At 43.2% G+C, this 20,023-nt stretch carries 17 protein-coding genes; 8 read left to right on the top strand and 9 right to left on the bottom strand.

Annotation, left to right across the window (positions count from 1 at the left end; genetic code table 11):
* Nucleotides 1-98 precede the first annotated feature (98 nt).
* The 5 genes from luxQ to KHN79_RS15810 all read right to left on the bottom strand — a co-directional run bounded on the left by luxQ (nucleotide 99) and on the right by KHN79_RS15810 (nucleotide 5,270).
* Nucleotides 99-2,666, bottom strand: a complete 2,568-nt coding sequence (gene luxQ / locus KHN79_RS15830; protein WP_182010720.1) for a quorum-sensing autoinducer 2 sensor kinase/phosphatase LuxQ — start codon at nucleotides 2,664-2,666, stop codon at nucleotides 99-101.
* Entirely contained in the window at nucleotides 2,666-3,763 is a 1,098-nt protein-coding gene (locus KHN79_RS15825; RefSeq protein ID WP_182010721.1) for an autoinducer 2-binding periplasmic protein LuxP, read from the bottom strand. The genes luxQ and KHN79_RS15825 overlap by 1 nt, the downstream gene beginning before the upstream one ends.
* A gap of 244 nt (nucleotides 3,764-4,007) precedes the next feature.
* On the bottom strand, nucleotides 4,008-4,319 hold the full coding sequence (locus KHN79_RS15820; protein ID WP_182010722.1) for a GIY-YIG nuclease family protein: 312 nt from the start codon (nucleotides 4,317-4,319) through the stop codon (nucleotides 4,008-4,010).
* Nucleotides 4,316-4,963 carry a YceH family protein gene (locus tag KHN79_RS15815; RefSeq protein WP_182010723.1) on the bottom strand — a complete coding sequence of 216 codons (648 nt, stop codon included), beginning with the start codon at nucleotides 4,961-4,963 and terminating at the stop codon, nucleotides 4,316-4,318. The genes KHN79_RS15820 and KHN79_RS15815 overlap by 4 nt, the downstream gene beginning before the upstream one ends.
* A gap of 91 nt (nucleotides 4,964-5,054) precedes the next feature.
* Nucleotides 5,055-5,270, bottom strand: coding sequence for a hypothetical protein (locus KHN79_RS15810; RefSeq protein ID WP_182010761.1), 216 nt, complete (start codon nucleotides 5,268-5,270; stop codon nucleotides 5,055-5,057).
* A 217-nt stretch (nucleotides 5,271-5,487) separates the two neighbouring features.
* Between KHN79_RS15810 and KHN79_RS15805 the strand changes: the two genes are divergently transcribed.
* Nucleotides 5,488-5,802, top strand: coding sequence for a DUF496 family protein (locus KHN79_RS15805; protein WP_182010724.1), 315 nt, complete (start codon nucleotides 5,488-5,490; stop codon nucleotides 5,800-5,802).
* 165 nt (nucleotides 5,803-5,967) lie between these two features.
* On the opposite strand, the gene KHN79_RS15800 is transcribed toward KHN79_RS15805, so the two are convergent.
* Nucleotides 5,968-6,852 (bottom strand): DMT family transporter, encoded by an 885-nt coding sequence (locus KHN79_RS15800; RefSeq protein WP_182010725.1) that lies wholly within the window; start codon nucleotides 6,850-6,852, stop codon nucleotides 5,968-5,970.
* Between the two features lie 483 nt (nucleotides 6,853-7,335).
* On the opposite strand from KHN79_RS15800, the gene KHN79_RS15795 reads away from it, so the two are divergent.
* Both KHN79_RS15795 and KHN79_RS15790 read left to right on the top strand, forming a co-directional pair.
* The gene (locus KHN79_RS15795) at nucleotides 7,336-7,821 is read left to right on the top strand and encodes an acyl-CoA thioesterase (RefSeq protein WP_182010726.1); all 486 of its coding nucleotides are present in this window, start codon (nucleotides 7,336-7,338) and stop codon (nucleotides 7,819-7,821) included.
* A 159-nt stretch (nucleotides 7,822-7,980) separates the two neighbouring features.
* A complete protein-coding gene (locus KHN79_RS15790) occupies nucleotides 7,981-8,226 on the top strand; it encodes a hypothetical protein (protein WP_182010727.1) in 246 nt (81 codons plus the stop codon).
* A gap of 452 nt (nucleotides 8,227-8,678) precedes the next feature.
* Here KHN79_RS15790 and malG read toward each other — a convergent pair whose 3' ends face one another.
* The 3 genes from malG to malE form a co-directional block, all read right to left on the bottom strand.
* Complete coding sequence (gene malG / locus KHN79_RS15785; protein WP_182010728.1) at nucleotides 8,679-9,569, bottom strand: maltose ABC transporter permease MalG; 891 nt, start codon at nucleotides 9,567-9,569, stop codon at nucleotides 8,679-8,681.
* A gap of 12 nt (nucleotides 9,570-9,581) precedes the next feature.
* Complete coding sequence (gene malF, locus KHN79_RS15780; protein WP_182010729.1) at nucleotides 9,582-11,156, bottom strand: maltose ABC transporter permease MalF; 1,575 nt, start codon at nucleotides 11,154-11,156, stop codon at nucleotides 9,582-9,584.
* A 78-nt stretch (nucleotides 11,157-11,234) separates the two neighbouring features.
* Nucleotides 11,235-12,413: a maltose/maltodextrin ABC transporter substrate-binding protein MalE gene (gene malE / locus KHN79_RS15775; RefSeq protein ID WP_182010730.1), complete on the bottom strand. Its 1,179-nt coding sequence runs from the start codon at nucleotides 12,411-12,413 to the stop codon at nucleotides 11,235-11,237.
* 674 nt (nucleotides 12,414-13,087) lie between these two features.
* On the opposite strand from malE, the gene malK reads away from it, so the two are divergent.
* The 5 genes from malK to KHN79_RS15750 all read left to right on the top strand — a co-directional run bounded on the left by malK (nucleotide 13,088) and on the right by KHN79_RS15750 (nucleotide 20,015).
* On the top strand, nucleotides 13,088-14,203 hold the full coding sequence (gene malK / locus KHN79_RS15770; RefSeq protein ID WP_182010731.1) for a maltose/maltodextrin ABC transporter ATP-binding protein MalK: 1,116 nt from the start codon (nucleotides 13,088-13,090) through the stop codon (nucleotides 14,201-14,203).
* A gap of 436 nt (nucleotides 14,204-14,639) precedes the next feature.
* Nucleotides 14,640-16,040 carry an undecaprenyl-phosphate glucose phosphotransferase gene (locus KHN79_RS15765; RefSeq protein WP_182010732.1) on the top strand — a complete coding sequence of 467 codons (1,401 nt, stop codon included), beginning with the start codon at nucleotides 14,640-14,642 and terminating at the stop codon, nucleotides 16,038-16,040.
* Between the two features lie 12 nt (nucleotides 16,041-16,052).
* On the top strand, nucleotides 16,053-17,273 hold the full coding sequence (locus KHN79_RS15760) for an outer membrane beta-barrel protein (RefSeq protein ID WP_182010762.1): 1,221 nt from the start codon (nucleotides 16,053-16,055) through the stop codon (nucleotides 17,271-17,273).
* 12 nt (nucleotides 17,274-17,285) lie between these two features.
* A complete protein-coding gene (locus KHN79_RS15755) occupies nucleotides 17,286-17,819 on the top strand; it encodes a polysaccharide biosynthesis/export family protein (protein ID WP_182010733.1) in 534 nt (177 codons plus the stop codon).
* A 15-nt stretch (nucleotides 17,820-17,834) separates the two neighbouring features.
* Nucleotides 17,835-20,015, top strand: coding sequence for a polysaccharide biosynthesis tyrosine autokinase (locus KHN79_RS15750; RefSeq protein ID WP_182010734.1), 2,181 nt, complete (start codon nucleotides 17,835-17,837; stop codon nucleotides 20,013-20,015).
* Nucleotides 20,016-20,023: the final 8 nt, after the last annotated feature.

Raw genomic sequence — 20,023 nt, 5'->3', positions numbered from 1 at the left:
TGCGGTGAAGTACTTAACCGTTACTTGGTCTGTATAAAAACAAAAAGACACAACTTAAGTCTCCCTAAATTGTGTCAATGCAAACTGCACAACTTGCTTTAACCGATAACAAATCGTTGTTTGTAGTCGAGTAGCGCTTTATGAAATGCATGTTCCTTGATTGGTTTAAGCAAAATGTAATTTGCTCCTGCCTCCATAAATGCCACGCCCGTTTCTTTTGCTGTATCCGCCGTACAAGCATAAATTGGCGTGCCGAGTTTAAGCTTGCGACGAATTTCTTTGGTGGTCTCGATTCCGCCTAAATGAGGAAGTTGATTATCCATCAGGATTAAATCGTAAGTATGGTTCTTTAGATACTCCATTGCCTCAAGCCCATCCTTTGCCCACTCAACCTGCATTTTATACTTGTTGCAAAACGCTTTTAAAATAAAGGCGTTGGTGTGATTGTCTTCGACAAGCAGAACGTTTAGCGTCTCATTAAACAACTCATTAGGTTTTATGCGTTGAGTAAACTCTGAATCCGTTGCCAAGCGTTCACGATCTTTCACTGGCAAGGTTACAATAAAAGTCGTACCACAACCTTTCTGGCTGCGGACTTGTACATCCCCTTCCAGCATATCGACTAAACTTTTGACAATCGTCAGTCCAAGACCACTACCACCGTACTCACGTGTTGTGGTTTCCTCTTCTTGCACAAATGGCTCAAACATTTGATCGAGTTTGTCAGGTTCAATACCAATACCTGTATCGGCAATTTCAACCACCAGCACACTATTCTCTGCGCCATCAAATTGCTCCAGAGTAGCACTCATTCGCACACTGCCTGAAGGTGTAAACTTGACAGCATTACTAAGGAGGTTAAACATAATTTGATTCAAGCGAACCTGATCAGTAAAGAGCTCGACACGCGGATCTAGCTGGTTTTCAATAACCAACTTTACACCTTTGCTATCGCAAATTGGCCGATAAATATTCTCTAAGGTTCGGATGGTATCCGTAAACGAGAAGGAATGTTTCTGAATGTTAAACTTCCCTTGCTCGATTTTGGAGAAATCTAAAATATCATTCAGGACAGCAAGTAAGTGCTCACCGCTGTGACGAAGTACATCGATTTGATTGCTCTGCTCTACCGATTTGACAGACCCTTTAAGCAGTTGCGCGACGCCTAAAATTCCATTTATCGGAGTGCGGATCTCATGGCTCATCTTAGCTAAAAAGTCCGCTCGAACCTGAGCCGATTTTTCTGCTTCTTTTCTGGCTAAATTACTCTGTTCTTCTGCCTCAATGAGCGTCGTAATATCTTGCCCTTGGACAATGATGCCACTGAGATCACCATCCACAAGAATAGGCGACAGGTTCCAGCGGTACACTTTATCACCGATAGGCACATTGACTCCCGTTAACGTCGCCCCCTGAGATGCCATGTGGAGATGTGGAAGCAGCTTTTCTTTAAAGTTACTGAAAATCGGATGCATGGTTTCGGTTGAATTTTCAAGAACCAGTTCCTTTCTTGCTGCCGGATTGATTTGTACAAGAATGCCCGACTCTGACCACACCATCATCGGTGATAACGCAAAGTTAAACAGGTCCCGGAAAGAGCGTTTCTGCGCCTCTAGCTCTTCGAATGTATTTTCTAATGTCTTGCCGATATCATCGAACTCTTCAATATCAGAACCCTCAAAACGCTCAAACCCTTTTTCTTCACGGGCAGAACGTGTGTAAGACATCAAAGAGCTCAGTTGTTGTGCTACTTTTTCGGCAATCCACTCTTTGGTGAGAAAGGCTATCAAAATCATACCAATCACCGAAGCCAACATAGCTAAAAGGTGCTGAACCTGTAGAGTAACAACACTCTGATTATCTTGCACAGTGAGCAGAGACAAGTCCGTATCAGCTGAATTTAATTCGATTGGTGTTTTGATGATCAAAAGCTGATCAAGCTTATGCTGAGATTCTTTCCTTTGCAGAACGTCTGATACCTTATACGATTCATCGCCCGTCAATGAGTTCGCGAGTGGTAACTCACCCGATACCAGTACAACATTGTTGACATTACCCTCTTTCTTGAGTCTCTCCATTAAAGCAAAGTTATTATCCAGAACAATGATATTGTAGGAGTAGCCCATGACTTCACCACTCTCTGGTTCCATAACAGGTACTCTTCTGACCAGCAGATGACGAGCGCCCATTGGGGTATGCGAAGTCATGTAATACCAATTATTGGTAAAAGTAACACTGCGAGCGATGTTATCGAGTAGCGAGTCATTGATACCGTAAAAATGTGCGTTTCCATCCTCCCAAAGGATACCTTGGTGATCCGCGAGGAAGCGAATTTCAGGCGTGTGGGCAGGATCACTCTGGTCAATGCTAAGAAAAAAGAAATTTAAGGCTTCTTCATCTCGCTCACTATAAAAGTTAAGTACCACATCACTTTTCGAGTTGCTGTCGTGATGGATCTGAATAGCAGCGAAATGACTGTCAAAAATATTCAGGATCAGAGCTGACGTCTGTTGTTTAGTCCTGTCAACTTCTTGCCAGATGATCTGTTTGGAGAAGTAATAACTCTGAACGAATATGCCTAAAATAATCGGAGCAAGAACGAGAATAATAATTTTAGTTATGAGCGTCGACAATGAGCGACGTTTACTACTTGATGTATTTGTCATCAATTATCTGAGTATCTAAATGCGCGCTTTTTTAAAGCTTGTATTCTTTCCGGAGAATCGGATGTCGTCACGACTTCATAATCGCCAGAATATACGATCGGTACTGACTTCCCTTCTAAATCCCACTTGATTGCCTCTGCCATTGCGATGCCAGTATCATCGTTCATTCGCATAACGGTAATATCTATTTCTCCGTTCACAATAGCATCAAGCTCTGCAGAGCCACCTCCCCAGCCGTTAATCATAATATCATCACGGTCAAGCTCCTTTAGCGCTTCTACCGCACCTAACGCGACATCTGTTGAGCAAGCATAAATGAACTCCACATCAGGGTATTTTTCGAGACTCGCTTTCGCCGCTTCATAGCCTGACTGCTTCGTTGCCTTAGTGTAATAAGCAGATTGCAGTTCAAAATTACTGTCCTGATTCACCTTATGAATAAAGGTGTTACCACGCACATCGCTAATGTATCCCTCAGAAAAATAAAGAACACTGTAACGACTGTGTTTTGGAAAACGCTGACTAAACTCTGTCGCCAGCTTCCGGCTGCCCTCTGCATGATCAAAACCGACGTAGAGAAACGGCTGATGTTTCTCCCAATCTCTTACTGGTGTAGTGATGTTCTGTAAGATGAGTTTGGTTTTCTTTGAATCCAGTACATGCTCGATAAATTTACGATGTCTCGTGGTATCGAGAGTAAAGATAAGATAGTCCGAATTACTTTTGAGAGCTTCCATGAGGGAAAGACTTTGTTGCTTGATATCCGCGTTTGGTCGGGTGAAGACCTGATTTAACTGATAATCTATATTCAGTTTATCTAAGCGCTTTTCAAATGCATCAATATTTCTGATCCAGTAATCAGATATCTGCTGCCCCGGGTAAACGACAGAAATTTTTAGTTCACGCTTTTTCTCCGGCAGAATCGGAGCAGGTTTTTCACGAACAGCGGCAGCAAGTGCGTCGGTGAGTTTCTGCTGCTGGGGAAACTCATCCAAAAATTCCTGATACTCCCAATATCCATTCAGGACTTGGGAAGCATTTGAAGCAGGGGCAATACCGGCCATTAAAATAAGGGAGAATACGAATGTTTTTTTCATCTTTCGCTCTTGTAGTTTTTATTGAGCTTACTTTAGCTTATTATCTAACCGAGTCATCCTGACGTAATCTACCTTCCACTGAGTCCTAGTTACAATCTCTTTTTCTTTTTATCATTATGCGCAAGATTAATCCTACACAACAAACTAATATTAGCTTGTATTTCAACGCTGAGTTTTAAAAAACCGCCTCAAGCGGCGGTTTATTGTTCTTTCACGCCGAGCAAATAATTTAAGTACCTGCAAACTACTTTGGTATAAAAATCAAACTCTGGTTTTCTTCAATACCGATGAACGCTTTTGACTCTACTAACAACTCTTTTTTGTACTTCGTTAAACGCTTAATGAAATACTCTGCTCTCATCGCAATAACTTTAGAGTCAAAACTCATCGTCCATTCCAGAGTCAGCGGCCCTTTACCTTTCAGCGCTTTCGCACCTTTACCTTCCTGATGCTGCTTAAGCCTGCGCTCGACATCATTGGTTACACCGCAATACAGGGCATTGCGATTATTTCGTATCAGATAGACACTCCAGGCCTGCAAGTCACTTTCACTCATGAAAGTAAAGATTCAACCTGCTCTTTAAGCGCATCAAGTTCCTCACGCAACTGTGCAACTTCCTGTTCAAGCTGACTCACGCGGTCTGAATCATGAGAAGAAGTTGCAGCTGGAACTGGTGCTGTTATGTCAACTTCACCGCAGAATAAATGCATGTAACGAGACTCACGTTTACCAGCTTCACGCGGAAGTTTTACGACTAAAGGTCCTTTATCTTCACTTGCCAGATGCTCGAGAACAGTTTCAACCTCTTTAACATCGTGGAAAGTGGTAAGACGGTTAGTTCGGGTACGTACCTCTCCCGGCGTTTGTGCTCCGCGCAACAACATACAACACACGATGCCTTTCTCTTGCTCGGTAAGTTTCAGATCGCCAAACTCGGTATTACAAAAACGGTGCTGATACTTGCTGACTCGACTATTAAATGCGCTTTCATCGCTGACCAAACGGCGCTCAATCAGGGCATCGACAGCATCAAGCACTTCGGATTCAGACAATGCCATCACTGGCTCGCGATTGCTTTTTTGATTACAGGCGTTAGTTAGTGCATTCAGACTGAGAGGGTACAGATCTGGAGTCGTCACTTCTTTTTCAATCAAGCAACCAATTACTCGTGCTTCAATTGCCGTTAGCTCAACTTTCATAATGCATTCCTTATTATTTTCGCATTTGAAAAAGGTTGTCAGGCTAAAGCATAGCGTAAGACTTGACACCTTTTTTGAATCGGGTTCGGTCTCAATGTTCAGAGAGGATCGGCACTTTTCTCATATTTCCGTCCTCATCAATCATCATGATTTTCGAACGGTTAAGTTCAACCTCAGTAATTTCAAGTTGATTACGCGCTTCAATGTATGCCGTTTTTAACTTCTCAGCCAAAGAAATCGTGATTTGTTCACTATCTTGACTGTCGACTTTTTCAGCAGTACTACGAGAGTCCATATCAAGTGTCATCATTTTGTATTTAATGTCCGAGATAATATAGCGAAGGTTAAGTCATGACAACGTATCCATTAGCTGTAATCCTAAAGTGACCACACTTTTGTAGCCGCAGCACAGAGTCGTCGGTTGAGAAGTGTTCAACTCAACCCCGCTATTGATCTTAAGACTGTTATGCTACCGAGTGTTGTGCTTTAATCGAAGAAGTATTCACAAATTAGGAAAGGGAACTATGAATAGCGTATTTGAGATCGTTAGCCAAGCTCGTCGTAAAAACAAACTAAAACGTGAGCTTCTTGATATCGAGAGAAAAGTTCGTGATAACCGTAAACGCGTAGACCTGCTGGATAACCTTCTTGATTATATCAAGCCAGAAATGACTCACGATGAAATGTTAGCAATCATCAAAAACATGAAAGCCGACTATGAAGATCGCGTAGATGACTACATCATCAAAACGGCAGAAATCTCTAAATCTCGTCGCGAAATCAGCCGTCGTATCCGCGAGCTGACAGAAGAAGACAAGCAATCTACTGGCAAAAAATAAGCCTGTTAGTACAACAATTAAAAAGCGAGCTGATTAGCTCGCTTTTTATTTCTGGCTACTTTAATCAAACCCTGAACAGCCTTAGCTGAGCGTCTAACTTCTGACACTGTTCGTCACGATGACAGGATTGCCAGCGTTACAAACTGGCTATCTGCACAAATTACACTAGCTTTCTGTAACGTACTCACGCTTGCCTATTTTTCTTCTCAAAAGCTTTTTCCAGTTTATCGGCATCATGGGAAGAACAATCAATACGATTCCCACGGCAGTAAAAAGATCTGGGATCTCGTCAAACCACATCACGCCAAATAGCGTTACAAATGCAAGTCCAGAATATTCAGCCAGGGCAATCTGGCTGGCTGGTGCGCGCTTGAAGGCTTTGACCACTAACGCATGGTAACTCAGAACAAATAAGTTAATAGCAATAATCCACATTAAATGTTGCCAGGTGATTGCTATCCATTGCGGGTAGGCCAGTAATAACGCAACGGGTAAGGTCATTAATGTTGTCCAGAACAATGTTCCGACTAATGGTTGCTCTTTCGGCATGCGGCGAATCAGAATATTTCCGACTCCCAGTGCTAAGGCACAGCCCAGAGCAATGATTGCCGCCCAATGAAAGTGTTCTGGACGCAATACGATAAGAACGCCGACAAAACCAAGTATGGTACCCAGCACTTTACCTTTTGAAGGTTTTTCACCTAAAAAAATGACCGATAGAGGTAACACTAATAATGGTCCAACGTAAAAAATAGCATTCGCTGTCGCCAAGGGTAAGTGAGTGATCGCTACCATTGCACATGCACTGCCAAGCAGAATAAGCTGTGCCCTCCAGAACGTGATCCAATCACAGCCCATATGGCGTTGAGGCTTCTCTAATCGCAGCCAAATTGGCAGCAAAATTAATAAGCTGATCAATTGTCGAATGAAAACGTACTGAAAAGTGGGAACTTCTCCATTCAACATTTTCAAAGAGACGTCTGATAACGACGCAATAAGATTCGCCGCGACTAAAAGAAATATCGCGGTGGAAACGTCAGAATTTTTCATAGTGGAGTGCTTTTTGATTTAAATACTCAAGACAATAAAGAGCGTCAAATGTCGTCTTTTAGTAAGGAGTGATGTGGATTTATTTAGCCATTTATTGTTAAGCGGTAGCAACAGCATCTGCCAGCGAATTATGGCCGTTCTCGGCTGATGTTTCATAATTTGCTCTTGTACCGGAAAGTGTCACATCGGATTGATCGGAAGAGGATTTTACCGCATTTTATCACTGACTTTCTATAAATTATGTACTGAACAAGGTCGGCTAACCCCAAACAGTCGGCGCGGACTGTGAACAACGTTTGTCCTCACCGACCGTGCCTCTTTCAAGTTATTTAAAACACACATCCATAACAAGTACTTATCATGCAGTAAACATTCAAAAGCATGGTATGCTTTGAAACATTGTAAATAGCCTAGTTGAAGTAACACTTTGTTGATACAACCATTTTATGAATTGTATTAACAAACCAATCAAAGGAATGACATATGAGTAGTGGTCAAAGAGATATTACCCTTCGCTTTCTAGCAGAACCTGGCGACGTGAATTTTGGTGGCAAAGTCCACGGTGGCGCAGTAATGAAATGGATCGACTTAGCAGCTTACGCATGTTCTGCAGCCTGGAGCGGAAAGTACTGTATTACCGCTTATGCTGGCGGTATTCGTTTTGTTTCCCCTATTCACGTAGGTAACCTGGTCGAAGTCAACGCTAAAGTTATCTATACAGGCCGAACTTCTATGCATATCGCCATTGATGTACAAGCGAGCGACCCTAAAGAGATGAAAAACCGTTTAACGACTCACTGTATTGTGATCATGGTGGCCGTGGATGAAGATGGTAAACCAACAGACGTTCCTAAGTGGATACCAGAATCGGAGGAAGATAAAGCATTGGAGCGCTCTGCTATCGCACTGATGAACATGCGTAAGGAAATCGGCGAAGAGATGGAAGCGCACGTCAAATACCTTAAATAGCCCGGTTCGCAGCACTTAATAAAACCACTCTCCCTTTTGATGTGTGAAGCAATGTCATTATTTCGCCATTTGTTTCACACTCAACTCACTTTGTCATAAATTCTTCACCTTGCTTTGCTTAAATCCCTGAACAAATTTAGAAATGGATGAGTTTGGATCTTGCCACCAGTAAAAACCACCTTAAGTGAAGAAACACTGACTAATCTAAAGGCAGTTGAATATCAATGGGTGAGGACAATGTACGTCGAAGGCTATAACGAGACGGAAATTAACCACTACATTCAAACCTGCTTTGGCGGCGATGTTACGTTCGCTAATTTATTTCGCCGCGTTGCGCTGCAACAGGAAAGCCTATATACCCTACTCCAGTATGTTGGTTGTGCACCTTCCAGTCGGGAGTTTTAAACCCGACTTAATAACCTTATTTCTCTTCAGGTTTCGGTATCACCTGCTATTTATGTGAAGTGCTACGCACCACAATTCTGCGCACCTATGTAATCCATTACAAAATCGTTACTCTTGTTCCGATTATCAATTAGCAAACCTTTCCTCGTGCCAAATCATCATAGCGCTCCATTCTGGTTAGTGTTCTTACCTGATTGTCATGCTGGGAACGGGCACTAAAGTACAGATATAAAAAAACCTGAGTCTAAACTCAGGTTATGGTTACAAGGAACTGTTAGTGATTGAGTCGTAAGGAACTAAGCTAACAGCCAGCTATGCGTAACGCCAATAAGGGCACAAAATATTACTGATCGGCGGCCAAACCAAAAGCGTAATATCAATGCCAAATATAAGGGCGACCATATGGTCGCCCTTTTCTAGTTATTCTTGTCAATCTCAAAGACCAAATGAGATTATCCTTTCACACCACCAGCGGTTAGACCACCAACCAACCAGCGTTGAGCAAGTAAGAATACTGCAGTGATTGGCACTGCTGAAAGTACTGCAGCAGCTGCGAAGTCGCCCCACAAGTAGTTTTGTGGGTATAGATATTGCTGCATACCTACTGCAAGTGTGTAAGAGTTTACATCAGAAAGTAGGAGCGATGCTACAGGAACTTCACCGATTACCATGATGAACGATAGGATAAACACTACCGCCAGGATTGGTACAGACAGTGGCAGTAACACCAAACGGAACGCTTGCCATGGCGTAGCACCGTCCAGTGCAGCAGCCTCTTCCAGAGATGAATCGATACTTTCAAAGTAACCCTTAATCGTCCATACGTGCAGTGCAATCCCCCCCAGATAAGCGAAGATCAGGCCGCCGTGAGTGTTCAAACCAAGGAACGGAATATACTGACCAAGTTTGTCAAACAGAGCGTATAAAGCAACCAGTGCCAATACTGCAGGGAACATCTGGAAGATCATCATCGCTTGAAGGATGGTGTTCTTACCCTTGAACTTCATACGAGCAAACGCGTAAGCAGAAGTTGTTGATAGAGCTACGATTAGGATTGCAGAGATACCACCCACTTTTACTGAGTTCCACAACCAAGTCATTACCGGGAATGGAGGTGGGGTTACGGTGCCGTCTGCATTCGTAACAGAGAATCCCAGAGCTAGCTTCCAGTGATCCAGTGTCGGGTTATCTGGGATCAAGCTACCTGTTGCGAAGTTACCTTCACGGAACGAGATTGCGATGATCATCAGCAAAGGGAAAATAATCAGTGCTAAGAATGCCCACATTGCAATATGAGTAGCCCAAACACGATACTTTAATGACTGACCTTGTACCATTGCCATTGTAATGTCTCCTTAGTCTTGAGCTACTTTAGTTACACGTAGGTTTAATAGAGCCAACGCGCCAACCAATAGGAAGATAAGTGTTGCTACAGCACTTGCCAGACCGAAGTCCTGACCACCAGCACCTTCAAATGCGATACGGTAGGTGTAGCTTACCAATAGGTCTGTGTAACCCGCGGGTTCTGATGTACCAATCATGTTTGGACCACCACCTGTCAACAACTGAATAAGTACGAAGTTGTTGAAGTTAAATGCGAAGCTTGCAATCAACAGCGGAGTCAGTGGCTTAAGCATCATTGGTAGCGTGATGCGAGTAAAGTTAGAGATGAAGTTAGCACCATCGATAGCAGACGCTTCGTAAAGGTCATCCGGAATCGCTTTAAGCAAGCCCATACATAAAATCATCATGTAAGGGAAACCTAACCAGGTGTTTACTATCAGAATCATGGTTTTCGCCATGAATGGGTCAGAGAACCATGCTGGGCTGATACCGAACAGACCTTCAAGCAGCATGTTAATCTCACCAAAACTTTGGTTAAACAAACCTTTAAAGATTAGGATTGAGATAAACGCTGGTACCGCATAAGGCAGAATCAGTAGAAGACGGTAAACAGAACGGCCTTTCAGCTCCTCCCACTGAACCACGCTCGCAAGCACAAGGCCGATGACCAAAGTGAACAGTACGGTTAGTGCAGAGAAGACGATAGTCCAGATAAAGATACTGATAAACGGCTCTTTAATACCCTCATCTTTCCATACACGTTCAAAGTTGTGCGTACCGATACCTACAACAAAACCTGGTGATACTGTATTACCAACAAACTGACCAGTTTCACTTACTGGCTGGTAGTAACCCGTTTCCATATTTGGACGCAGGGTTTCCTGGGTACGGTTGTTAAATAGTGTCTCACCATCATCTTGTAGAGTGTACAAAGGTACTACCGCTGCGAACTTACGCAGACCACTCATACGGATGTCATCACCGTTTGGTAGATGAAGATCGACACCACTTAGAGCAGATCGGTTACCAACGATAGTCTTGATTTGTTCTTTTTCACCAGTCGCTTCCTGGATTGGCGTCAGATCTAAATCCGTTGCAGAGAAACCTTGCAGCTGGAAAGTTGGCGTTGCCAGTAACTCACCATCTTTCTCGACCACAATTTGATGGCCTTGCTCAGTTTTGTACAACGTGAACGGATAACTGTCACCGCTCTGATACGTTCTGTCCAAAAGTACAGTTTGAGCACGCTCAAAAGAGAGTTGGTTTTTCGCGCTGTAGTTAGTAAATGCCAGACCTACGGTATACGCTAAAGGGAAAAGGATGAACAAAATCATCCCTGCGATACCAGGGTAAATGTAACGGTGAGCGTAAGTCTTTTTACTACCAAAAATGTACAGCGCTAAAGCAGTAAGAATAAGCGTAAGTAGTGCGAACGCAATCTCACCGCGCGAATACATAAGAATTGTTGCGTAACCATTAAGAATGCCGACTGTGCCTAAAAGCGCCCATTTAATAAACACTTTTTTGCTGCTCGGAAGGTTGGCTGCTGGTGCTGTCATAGCTTTTGTACCTTGAACTGACTGCATAGGGAACCTGCTAGCGAATAAAGAAAAAAATAGAAAAGTAAGGAGGAGTTACCCCCTCCTTAAAAAGGTATTACCGAATTATTTAGTCATTTGTTTTTCTGCATCCGCAAGCGCTGCGTCTACAGTTTGGCGACCGTCAACAACGTTGATGATTGCGTTCTTAGCCGCCCCCCAGAATGCGTTCATTTGTGGGATGTTTGGCATGATTTCGCCGTTCATAGCGTTATCCATAGTCGCTGCGATTCGTGCATCTGAATCTAGCTCACGCTGGAATGAGTTAAGCGCTACAGCACCTAGTGGCTTGTCATCGTTCACTTTACGCAGACCTTCGTTCGTCAGTAGGTAGTTCTCAAGGAACTCAACTGCTAGATCTTTGTTAGGTGACGCTGTGCTGATACCTGCGGTTAGTACTCCAACGAAAGGCTTAGATGATTGCCCCTGGAATTTAGGAAGCGTAGTTACACCGTAGTTGATACCAGACTTCTCGATGTTGCCCCAAGACCATGGACCGTTGATAGTCATCGCAGTCTCGCCTTGGTTGAACGCAGACTCAGATACTGAGTAATCCATATCTGGAGAGATTACGCCCTTGTCTACAAGACCTTTAACGAAAGTCATTGCATCTTTAACGCCTTTCTTCGCGATACCAGCGTCTTTAACGTCGTAGCCTTCAGATGTGTATTTGAACGCGTAGCCGCCATCAGCCGCCATTAGTGGCCATGTGAAGTACGGTTCTTTCAGGTTCCACATGATTGCAGATTTACCTTCCTTCTTAAGCTTCGCGTTAAGATCTGCTACTTCTTCCCAAGTCTTAGGTGGGTTTGGAACGAGATCTTTGTTGTAGATTAGAGATAGAGACTCAACCGCTACAGGGTAACCGATTAGCTTACCTTCATAACGTACTGCGTCCCATGCGAAATCAACGATGCCTTCCTGAATTTCTTTAGAAGGTTTGATTTCAGCAAGAAGACCAGCTTCTGCGTAACCACCGAAACGGTCGTGAGCCCAGAATACGATATCAGGACCGTCGCCTGTCGCTGCAGTTTGAGGGAATCGATCTTGAAGGCCGTCTGGGTGAGCGACTGTTACTTTAATACCAGTCTCTTCTTCAAACTTCTTACCAACTTCAGCCAGACCGTTGTAACCTTTGTCACCGTTGATCCAGATAGTTAGTTGACCTTCTTCGATGGCAGCTTGTGCACCAAATGACCCCAAAGCAACAAGAGTACCAAGTGCAACAGCGCTTAACTTTTTCATGTTCGTATCCTTTTTTATATTTTTGATGTAGGGCTAGTCCATTGAGGTTCAGCCGTTTTTCGACATATATCATCTGAAATAATCCTATATGCCTCATCCTCCTAATCCCTACGCCCTAACAATTATGGCGCATTTTCGTGATCTTCATCTCCATGTATAGGAGACTTAAGTCACAAAACAAGCTTTTGTCGTGATCAACTTCAACTTAAGGGGGAGTAATAATGTGATTTCCGCCCAACTCATTCATTACTCATCCTTTTTCACTCCTCCCCATCTACTCCCCCTGTAATTAATTAAATTAGGAGGATGTGAGAACAGGTACGATCTTAGAAACTGCACTCATCCAAGAGTGGATGGTAAGAACCCTTTCCCAGCAGCTTTTGAGTTTCAATTAACTATTTATTTGCTGGTTTTGCATTGCCATACGAGTGGAATGACATTGATTAGCGTTGTTTGTGGTAATTATTTCACGGGGGAGACAGCGCGATTAATGTGGGGGAAAGAAGCTCGTACTTGGCTATGATGGGTGGCACTTCTCAGGACAGTTTGTTGAAGTGCTACCCTACTTTTCTTATCAACCGCCTTAACTTACCGATTCCTACTGTTACTGCTCGCTAGATAATTCATATAATGATGAGTGGTGAATAATAAAAATTTGATCGAGGACGAGCTACATGGCGAGTGTCACGTTAAAAAATGTTTGTAAAGCGTATGGCGACGTACTGATTTCTAAAAACGTAGACCTGGAAATTAACGAAGGTGAGTTCGTTGTTTTCGTAGGTCCGTCAGGTTGTGGTAAATCTACCCTGCTACGTTGTATTGCCGGTCTTGAAGACATTACTTCAGGTGATTTGTATATTGGTGACGAGCGCATGAATGACGTAGAACCATCCAAACGTGGTGTTGGTATGGTTTTCCAGTCTTATGCTCTTTACCCGCACTTAAACCTTTATGACAACATGTCATTTGGCCTGAAGCTGGCAAAAGCTGATAAATCTGAAATCGACAAACGTGTTGAGCACGCAGCTGAAATCCTGCAACTTGGTCACCTTCTGGAGCGCCAGCCAAAGGCACTTTCAGGTGGTCAGCGCCAGCGTGTAGCGATTGGTCGTACATTAGTTTCACAGCCAGACGTATTCCTTCTGGATGAACCTTTATCTAACCTTGATGCCGCACTGCGTGTAAACATGCGTGCTCAAATCACCAAACTACAACGTCAACTGGGCTGTACCATGATCTACGTTACGCACGATCAGGTAGAAGCAATGACGATGGCTGACAAAATTGTTGTACTGGACGGTGGTTACGTATCCCAGGTAGGTAAACCTCTGGAGCTGTACCACTACCCAGAAAACCGTTTCGTCGCTGGTTTCATCGGTTCTCCGAAAATGAACTTCATGAGCGTATTCATTGATGAAGTAGAAGCAGAACGCGTTAAAGTTCAGCTATCTAATGGCGTATCTTTCTGGATTCCGGTAGACGGCACAACCGTTAACCGTGGAGATCGTATGTCTTTGGGTATTCGCCCTGAGCACCTGCTCTCAGCTTCCGAAGCAGATGCAAGTATTCACGGTGAAGTGATGATTGTAGAGAAGCTAGGTAACGAAACTCAGGTTTACCTGAACCTTGAAGGCGCAGATGCAGATGTTATTTTCCGTCAGCCAGATACCCTTGCAGTAGACACTGGTGACAAGTTAGAAATTGGTATTCCTGCATACCGTTGTCATTTGTTCCACAGTGATGGCCGAGCGTGCCGCCGACTGCACAAAGAAAACGGTGTAGACATCTAAGAATCTACTCACTCAAACTTCTTTTCCAATCAATCCCTCTCAGCCGAGAGGGATTTTTTATTTCAGCAAATATCACACCCGATTCTACACATCCACTACTAACCCATTATATTTCTACATAAAAAATAATCCGTTAGGCCACCACCCAGCTAAACCTTAGTCGATATGCTTAGTCGAACTAAATAGCACTTTACCTCAGTCTCTGCCTTTAAGTACCAAATTCTTCCTAAACACGAAACTTTGCGCTACGTCAAAATTTCATTCTTATTTCCACTTACCTCCAGAAGATGAATTTTTAAACTTAGCTCGGAATTTATGTAGTACAGAAACACAAAAAAAGTTCGTTGGGGCATCTGCTCATTAATTAAAACGTTTGCTAAAGCGCTATTGGGCAATAATCCCAATGGCGGTAGCGTGTCAGAAGGGAATCTAGGTAATGAAACACAAAGGACTTATCCGTTCTCATGGGACGGAGTTCGCTTTTTTATACCGAATCGCGGATCTTGCTGTCATAGTCTCTTTAATGCTTTTTTTGGTATTTGAAAAGATGGATACCTTTATCAGCAAGGACTACCTCCTGTTGTCTTCCGTTGGCGGGATTTCATTCCTGATTATGGCTGAAAGCGGAAATCTATATCGCTCTTGGAGAACCAGCTCGTTCAGAGAACAAGTTCTTATCACAAGTATGTCCTGGCTCATTACTGTCGCATTACTGTTTGTGGTTCTTTATTTCTCAGAAGTCTACCCAACGTTTGAACGTAGCACTTTAGCTTTATGGGTAACCATTACTCCGATTCTGCTTCTGTCTTGGAGAATCGCTTTCCGCACCAGTTTAGCCTCGTTAAGAAAAATGGGCTTTAACACGCGTACAGCTATCATTATTGGTAAAACGCCTCATGGCATCACTCTGGCGAGCGAAATTCAAAACCATACTGAAAACGGAGTCCTCTTTGATGGATTCTACGATGAACGTTCGTCAGATAGATTGCCGAGTTCAGAACACCCTGTCAAAGGTACGGTCACTCAAGCTTTGGAGCGTGCAAAGCGTGGCGAAGTAGATTACGTGTATATTGCAATGCCAATGCATGCCAAAGAGCGTATTGCCTCACTTCTCAATCACTTTTCTGATACGACCGCTAATACTTACTTAATTCCAGATTTCTTTACCTACAATCTACTACATTCACGCTGGGATCAAATCGGGCGTGTGCAAACCCTGAGTGTTTACGATACGCCATTTGCCGGAATTTCATCCTGGATAAAACGCCTGGAAGATATTGTGCTGTCTAGCCTTATCTTACTGTTAATCTCCCCTGTCCTTATTGCTATCTCAGTCGGTATCAAACTGACATCAAAAGGCCCTGTCATTTTCAAACAGCCTCGCTACGGCTTAGACGGACGCAAGATAAACGTATGGAAATTCCGGTCTATGACCACTATGGACAAAGGCTCTGTCGTCAAGCAAGCGACAAAGAACGATCCTCGCATTACTCCGTTTGGCGGCTTTCTGCGTCGCACTTCTCTGGATGAATTGCCACAATTTTTTAACGTGTTACAGGGCACTATGTCCATTGTAGGCCCACGACCTCATGCAGTTGCTCACAACGAAGAGTATCGTCAGATTGTCGACCGTTACATGCTGCGACACAAAGTTAAACCGGGCATTACGGGATGGGCTCAGGTCAATGGCTACCGAGGTGAGACCGACACTTTAGATAAGATGGAAAAACGAGTTGAATTTGATTTGGATTATATCCATCACTGGTCTGTTTGGATGGATATCAAAATTATCTTCGCTACCGTTTTTAAAGGCTTCACCGGCTCGAATGCTTATTAAGACCAAAATATGATGAAAAGTACAGTCTCTTTGCTCACTTGTTTGCTTATACCTGCTTATGTCTTTGCAGAGCCGATGTCCTATACGACCGACTCAGGTATAGAGTTTATCCCCCAGGTCAAAACGTTTTACGAAGGAAACGACAACATCAGTAAAACGGAAGATGCCAAAGGTATTAATTCTGTAAATACTTGGGGAATAGAACCAAGCCTGCTGACAAAGATAGAAAGAAACCAATATCAAGCGCAACTGGTATACAAGTTGAAAGCAGGTTTCTCATCTGATGACCAAAATGATTACGATGATCACACTGTTCAACTGACTAACTTCTTTGAGTTCAATCACCGCCACCACTTGGTTGTTGACTACCGTTTTCAGGCTCTGCACGAGCTCCGAGGCGAAAACATTACCGAAGGTAAAGGTGACCAACTTAAGACTCCGATAGAGTTTTTTCGTAATGACTTAAAAACTAACTACATCTTTGGTGCCGCTGGCGCTCAGGGTCGTTTTGAATTTGGCATTGGCTACAGCGATAAAACCTACCAAAATTATCGCGACGAGACATTTGGTACTTCCATTGAGAAAACCAAGTACAACGACTTTCGTTCACCAAATGCACATTTTGAGTTTTATTTACGAGCCACACCCAAAACGTATTGGTTGATAGGCACGAGACAAGTCCTCACCGAATATCAGCATCAAAAACCCAATTCTGCTTCCAAAGACAACACTGCCGGATTTTATTACACAGGGGCTCAGTGGGAAGTAACCGGAAAAACCCAGGGAATTGCCAGATTCGGCTATCAGGTAAAAGATTTTGAAAGTGATCAAAGAGAAACATTCGAAGGTTTCAGCTGGGATATTGGCCTCGAATGGCAACCTCAAGAACATACACTGTTGACAGTAAAAACTACCCAAGCTGCCATCAATCCCGATCAAGACGGGGATTACGATTTGCGTACCCGCTATGAGCTCGGCGTGATGCATAACTGGAATAGTTACTTCGCAACTCATATCGGAGGCATCTATCAACAAGACGATTATGCCGGCACTTCAAATTTCAACGAACCTCGAGTTGACGACCGTTACACCGTTACTGCCGGCATTGATTATCAAATCAGACGCTGGGTTCAACTCAAAGCAGACTGGCAATATCAGGATAAAAAATCAAATAACCCAGGTTATGGGTTCAACCAAAATATCTGGACATTGAGCGCTCAATTTTCGCTATAACAAGGAAATATAATGAATCCATTATTTAAATTGATTAGCTTCACGCTATTGCTGCTAAGTACCTTCGCCAACGCCAGTTCAAGTGAACAAACTTACCAACTTGATACTGGTGACACCATTTCGATTCAAGTCTATGGCGAGGAAGATCTTTCCATAAAAAATATTCTCATTACATCAGATGGTTACTTTGATTATCCCTATCTTGGCCGAATCAAGGCCATTAGTAAGACGCCAAAACAACTAAAATATGAGATTGAAACTGGCTTAAAAGGCGACTACCTGATTAACCCTAAAGTCATGGTGACGATAAACAATTTTCGCCTTTTTTACGTAAATGGCGAGGTTCGTAAACCTGGAGGGTTTGAGTACAAGCCGGGACTGACGATTGAAAAAGCCATTGCGCTCGCTGGAGGCCTGACAGACAGAGCCTCACGCAAAAGTATCAATCTTACCAGGCACAATACCGGGACTACCGTTGAGGGTGTCAGCATGCATCGCGCTGTTGAACCCGGAGACATTGTTTTTATCGATCAAAGCTTCTTCTAAGTGACAGGAATTAAAATGAACGGAACCCCTCCAAACAGCCTTCAGATGAACAAAGGCGAACTTATTCGCTTTGGACATCACTTTAAAACGCTTAAAAAAAATTGGCTAAGCATTGTCGCTTTCACTTTGATTTTTTCATTAACTTGCACTTGGTTTATATATTCCAAAAAGTCTGTTTACCAAGCGACAGCCACATTATTGATTCAAGACGAGCAAAAGAGCGCTCTGTCTATTGAAGAAGTGTATGGCGTGGATACTACTAAAAAAGAATACTATCAAACGCAAATTGCGATTCTGCAGTCGAATCATATCGCAGACAAAGTCATCAGAGAGTTAAATCTGACCGAATTACCGGAATTTACAAGTAGCAAAGGACTTAAAGCGAAGATTGATGCGATTAAATCAATCCCGTTAATTCAAGATTTACTGAATGTTGCTCCGAGCCCAAAAGAGACATCTCAGTTCTCACGTTCTTATTATCAAACGTTGCAGATTTTCAAAAATAAGCTGGATATTGATCCTGTAAGAAATACACAGTTAGTTAAGATTCGCTTCAGATCTGCTGACCCGGTACTTGCAACTAAAATTGCAAACGCAGTTGGTCAGGCTTACATCGATGCAAATTTTGAAGCTAAGTTAGTCGTAACCCAAAATGCCTCTACTTGGCTGACCAACAATGCACAAAAACTGGAAGAAAGGTTAAGAAACTCTGAGCAAGCGTTACAAGAGTTCCTGCTTCAGGAAGGGTTAATCGATATCAATGGCATCGATGACATCTATGCCAACGAGTTAGAAGAGTTGAGCCGCAAGCTCAATACTGCCGTCAATAATCGCATAGAAGCTCAAACCTTAATTGAGCTACTCAAGAGTAAGTCATCGCAAAATCTGGATAGCCTGCTATCAATTGATGAGTTCGCCAACCAGGCACAGATCCGCGATCTCAAGCTATCTGAAGCCCAAGCCGAGAAAAGTGTCTCTGAACTATCTCAGCGTTACGGTCCGAAACATGACCGAATGATACAAGCCCAAGCACAATTGAGGTCGATTCAACAACGAACAGAGCAGCTGATTCGTGAAATCTCTTTTAGCAAACAGCAGGACTTACTTGCGGCTAAGGCACAGGAAGAGATGCTTCGCACAGAGCTGAATAACAAAAAAGTGGATTTCCAATCTCTAGGCTCACAGAAAACGCGCTTTGAACAACTAAAACGAGAGGTTGAATCAAATAAGGATCTGTACGAAACATTCCTAAACAGAGAAAAGGAAACCAGTGCAACCAGCGATTATAGGAACGTTACTGCTCGTTTTACCGATAAAGCCATCATTCCTCTGTTTCCAGTTGCTCCGCAAAGGATGAAATTGGTGCTTACTGCTGCTTTTTTTGGCTTTGCAATCGCCTGCGCACTCATCATCATTCTAGAGACACTTCGCGACGTGATAAGAACGGCTTCGGACGTCGAGGAAAAACTTGGTATGACGTGTCTAGGAACCATTCCTATGGTTAAAAATCGCCGCTTACGCAAAGGTGGCGTGACCTATACCGCCTACCTGGACAAAGATGAGAAACTATTTAGTGAAGCATGTCGCTCGGTGAGAACGTCTCTGCTGCTAAAGCTAACCAATAGCCAACAGAAAATCTTAGCTTTCACTTCGAGTATTCCGGAAGAAGGCAAAACCTCAACCAGTATCAATATGGCGGCGTCTTTTTCAAAGATGGAGAAAGTGTTGATTATTGACTGTGACCTTCGCAGGCCGTCACTGGCAAAACGATTCAATATTCCTGAATCTCAACCGGGACTAACAAACATACTTTCCATGGATACTGCGATCAAAGACTGCTTAGTGAGAGTGGAGGAAGCCAATTTGGATGTACTTCCGACAGGTTTAATTCCGCCAAACCCTCAGGAGTTATTAGCGTCAAGTCGATTCAAAAAGTTACTGGAACATTTTCAAGAAAAGTATGACCGAATCATCATTGACACCCCGCCACTTATTTCAATCAGCGATGCCTTGATAATTGGCCAGTACACAAATGGGCTTATCACTGTGATTCGTTCAGAATCCACAAAAGCGCCCCTGGTTAACATCGCGTTATCCAAGCAAATACAGCATTCTGTACCGTCTCTTGGCGTTCTCATCACGCAAGGAAAGTATAAAGATGGAGAAACTCTGTATGTCCAGAAATACGCCTATTAAGCGATTTC

It is taken from the genome of Vibrio sp. B1FLJ16 (assembly GCF_905175385.1).
GTDB lineage: Bacteria > Pseudomonadota > Gammaproteobacteria > Enterobacterales > Vibrionaceae > Vibrio.
This window is presented reverse-complemented; position numbering and strand designations above follow the sequence as displayed.

What these genes read in the sequence shown, in the direction of transcription:
- luxQ (WP_182010720.1), bottom strand. Translation starts at nt 2,666, where the DNA reads ATGACAAATACATCAAGTAGTAAACGTCGCTCATTGTCGACGCTCATA.
- KHN79_RS15825 (WP_182010721.1), bottom strand. Translation starts at nt 3,763, where the DNA reads ATGAAAAAAACATTCGTATTCTCCCTTATTTTAATGGCCGGTATTGCC.
- KHN79_RS15820 (WP_182010722.1), bottom strand. Translation starts at nt 4,319, where the DNA reads ATGAGTGAAAGTGACTTGCAGGCCTGGAGTGTCTATCTGATACGAAAT.
- KHN79_RS15815 (WP_182010723.1), bottom strand. Translation starts at nt 4,963, where the DNA reads ATGAAAGTTGAGCTAACGGCAATTGAAGCACGAGTAATTGGTTGCTTG.
- KHN79_RS15810 (WP_182010761.1), bottom strand. Translation starts at nt 5,270, where the DNA reads ATGACACTTGATATGGACTCTCGTAGTACTGCTGAAAAAGTCGACAGT.
- KHN79_RS15805 (WP_182010724.1), top strand. Translation starts at nt 5,488, where the DNA reads ATGAATAGCGTATTTGAGATCGTTAGCCAAGCTCGTCGTAAAAACAAA.
- KHN79_RS15800 (WP_182010725.1), bottom strand. Translation starts at nt 6,852, where the DNA reads ATGAAAAATTCTGACGTTTCCACCGCGATATTTCTTTTAGTCGCGGCG.
- KHN79_RS15795 (WP_182010726.1), top strand. Translation starts at nt 7,336, where the DNA reads ATGAGTAGTGGTCAAAGAGATATTACCCTTCGCTTTCTAGCAGAACCT.
- malG (WP_182010728.1), bottom strand. Translation starts at nt 9,569, where the DNA reads ATGGCAATGGTACAAGGTCAGTCATTAAAGTATCGTGTTTGGGCTACT.
- malF (WP_182010729.1), bottom strand. Translation starts at nt 11,156, where the DNA reads ATGCAGTCAGTTCAAGGTACAAAAGCTATGACAGCACCAGCAGCCAAC.
- malE (WP_182010730.1), bottom strand. Translation starts at nt 12,413, where the DNA reads ATGAAAAAGTTAAGCGCTGTTGCACTTGGTACTCTTGTTGCTTTGGGG.
- malK (WP_182010731.1), top strand. Translation starts at nt 13,088, where the DNA reads ATGGCGAGTGTCACGTTAAAAAATGTTTGTAAAGCGTATGGCGACGTA.
- KHN79_RS15765 (WP_182010732.1), top strand. Translation starts at nt 14,640, where the DNA reads ATGAAACACAAAGGACTTATCCGTTCTCATGGGACGGAGTTCGCTTTT.
- KHN79_RS15760 (WP_182010762.1), top strand. Translation starts at nt 16,053, where the DNA reads ATGAAAAGTACAGTCTCTTTGCTCACTTGTTTGCTTATACCTGCTTAT.
- KHN79_RS15755 (WP_182010733.1), top strand. Translation starts at nt 17,286, where the DNA reads ATGAATCCATTATTTAAATTGATTAGCTTCACGCTATTGCTGCTAAGT.
- KHN79_RS15750 (WP_182010734.1), top strand. Translation starts at nt 17,835, where the DNA reads ATGAACGGAACCCCTCCAAACAGCCTTCAGATGAACAAAGGCGAACTT.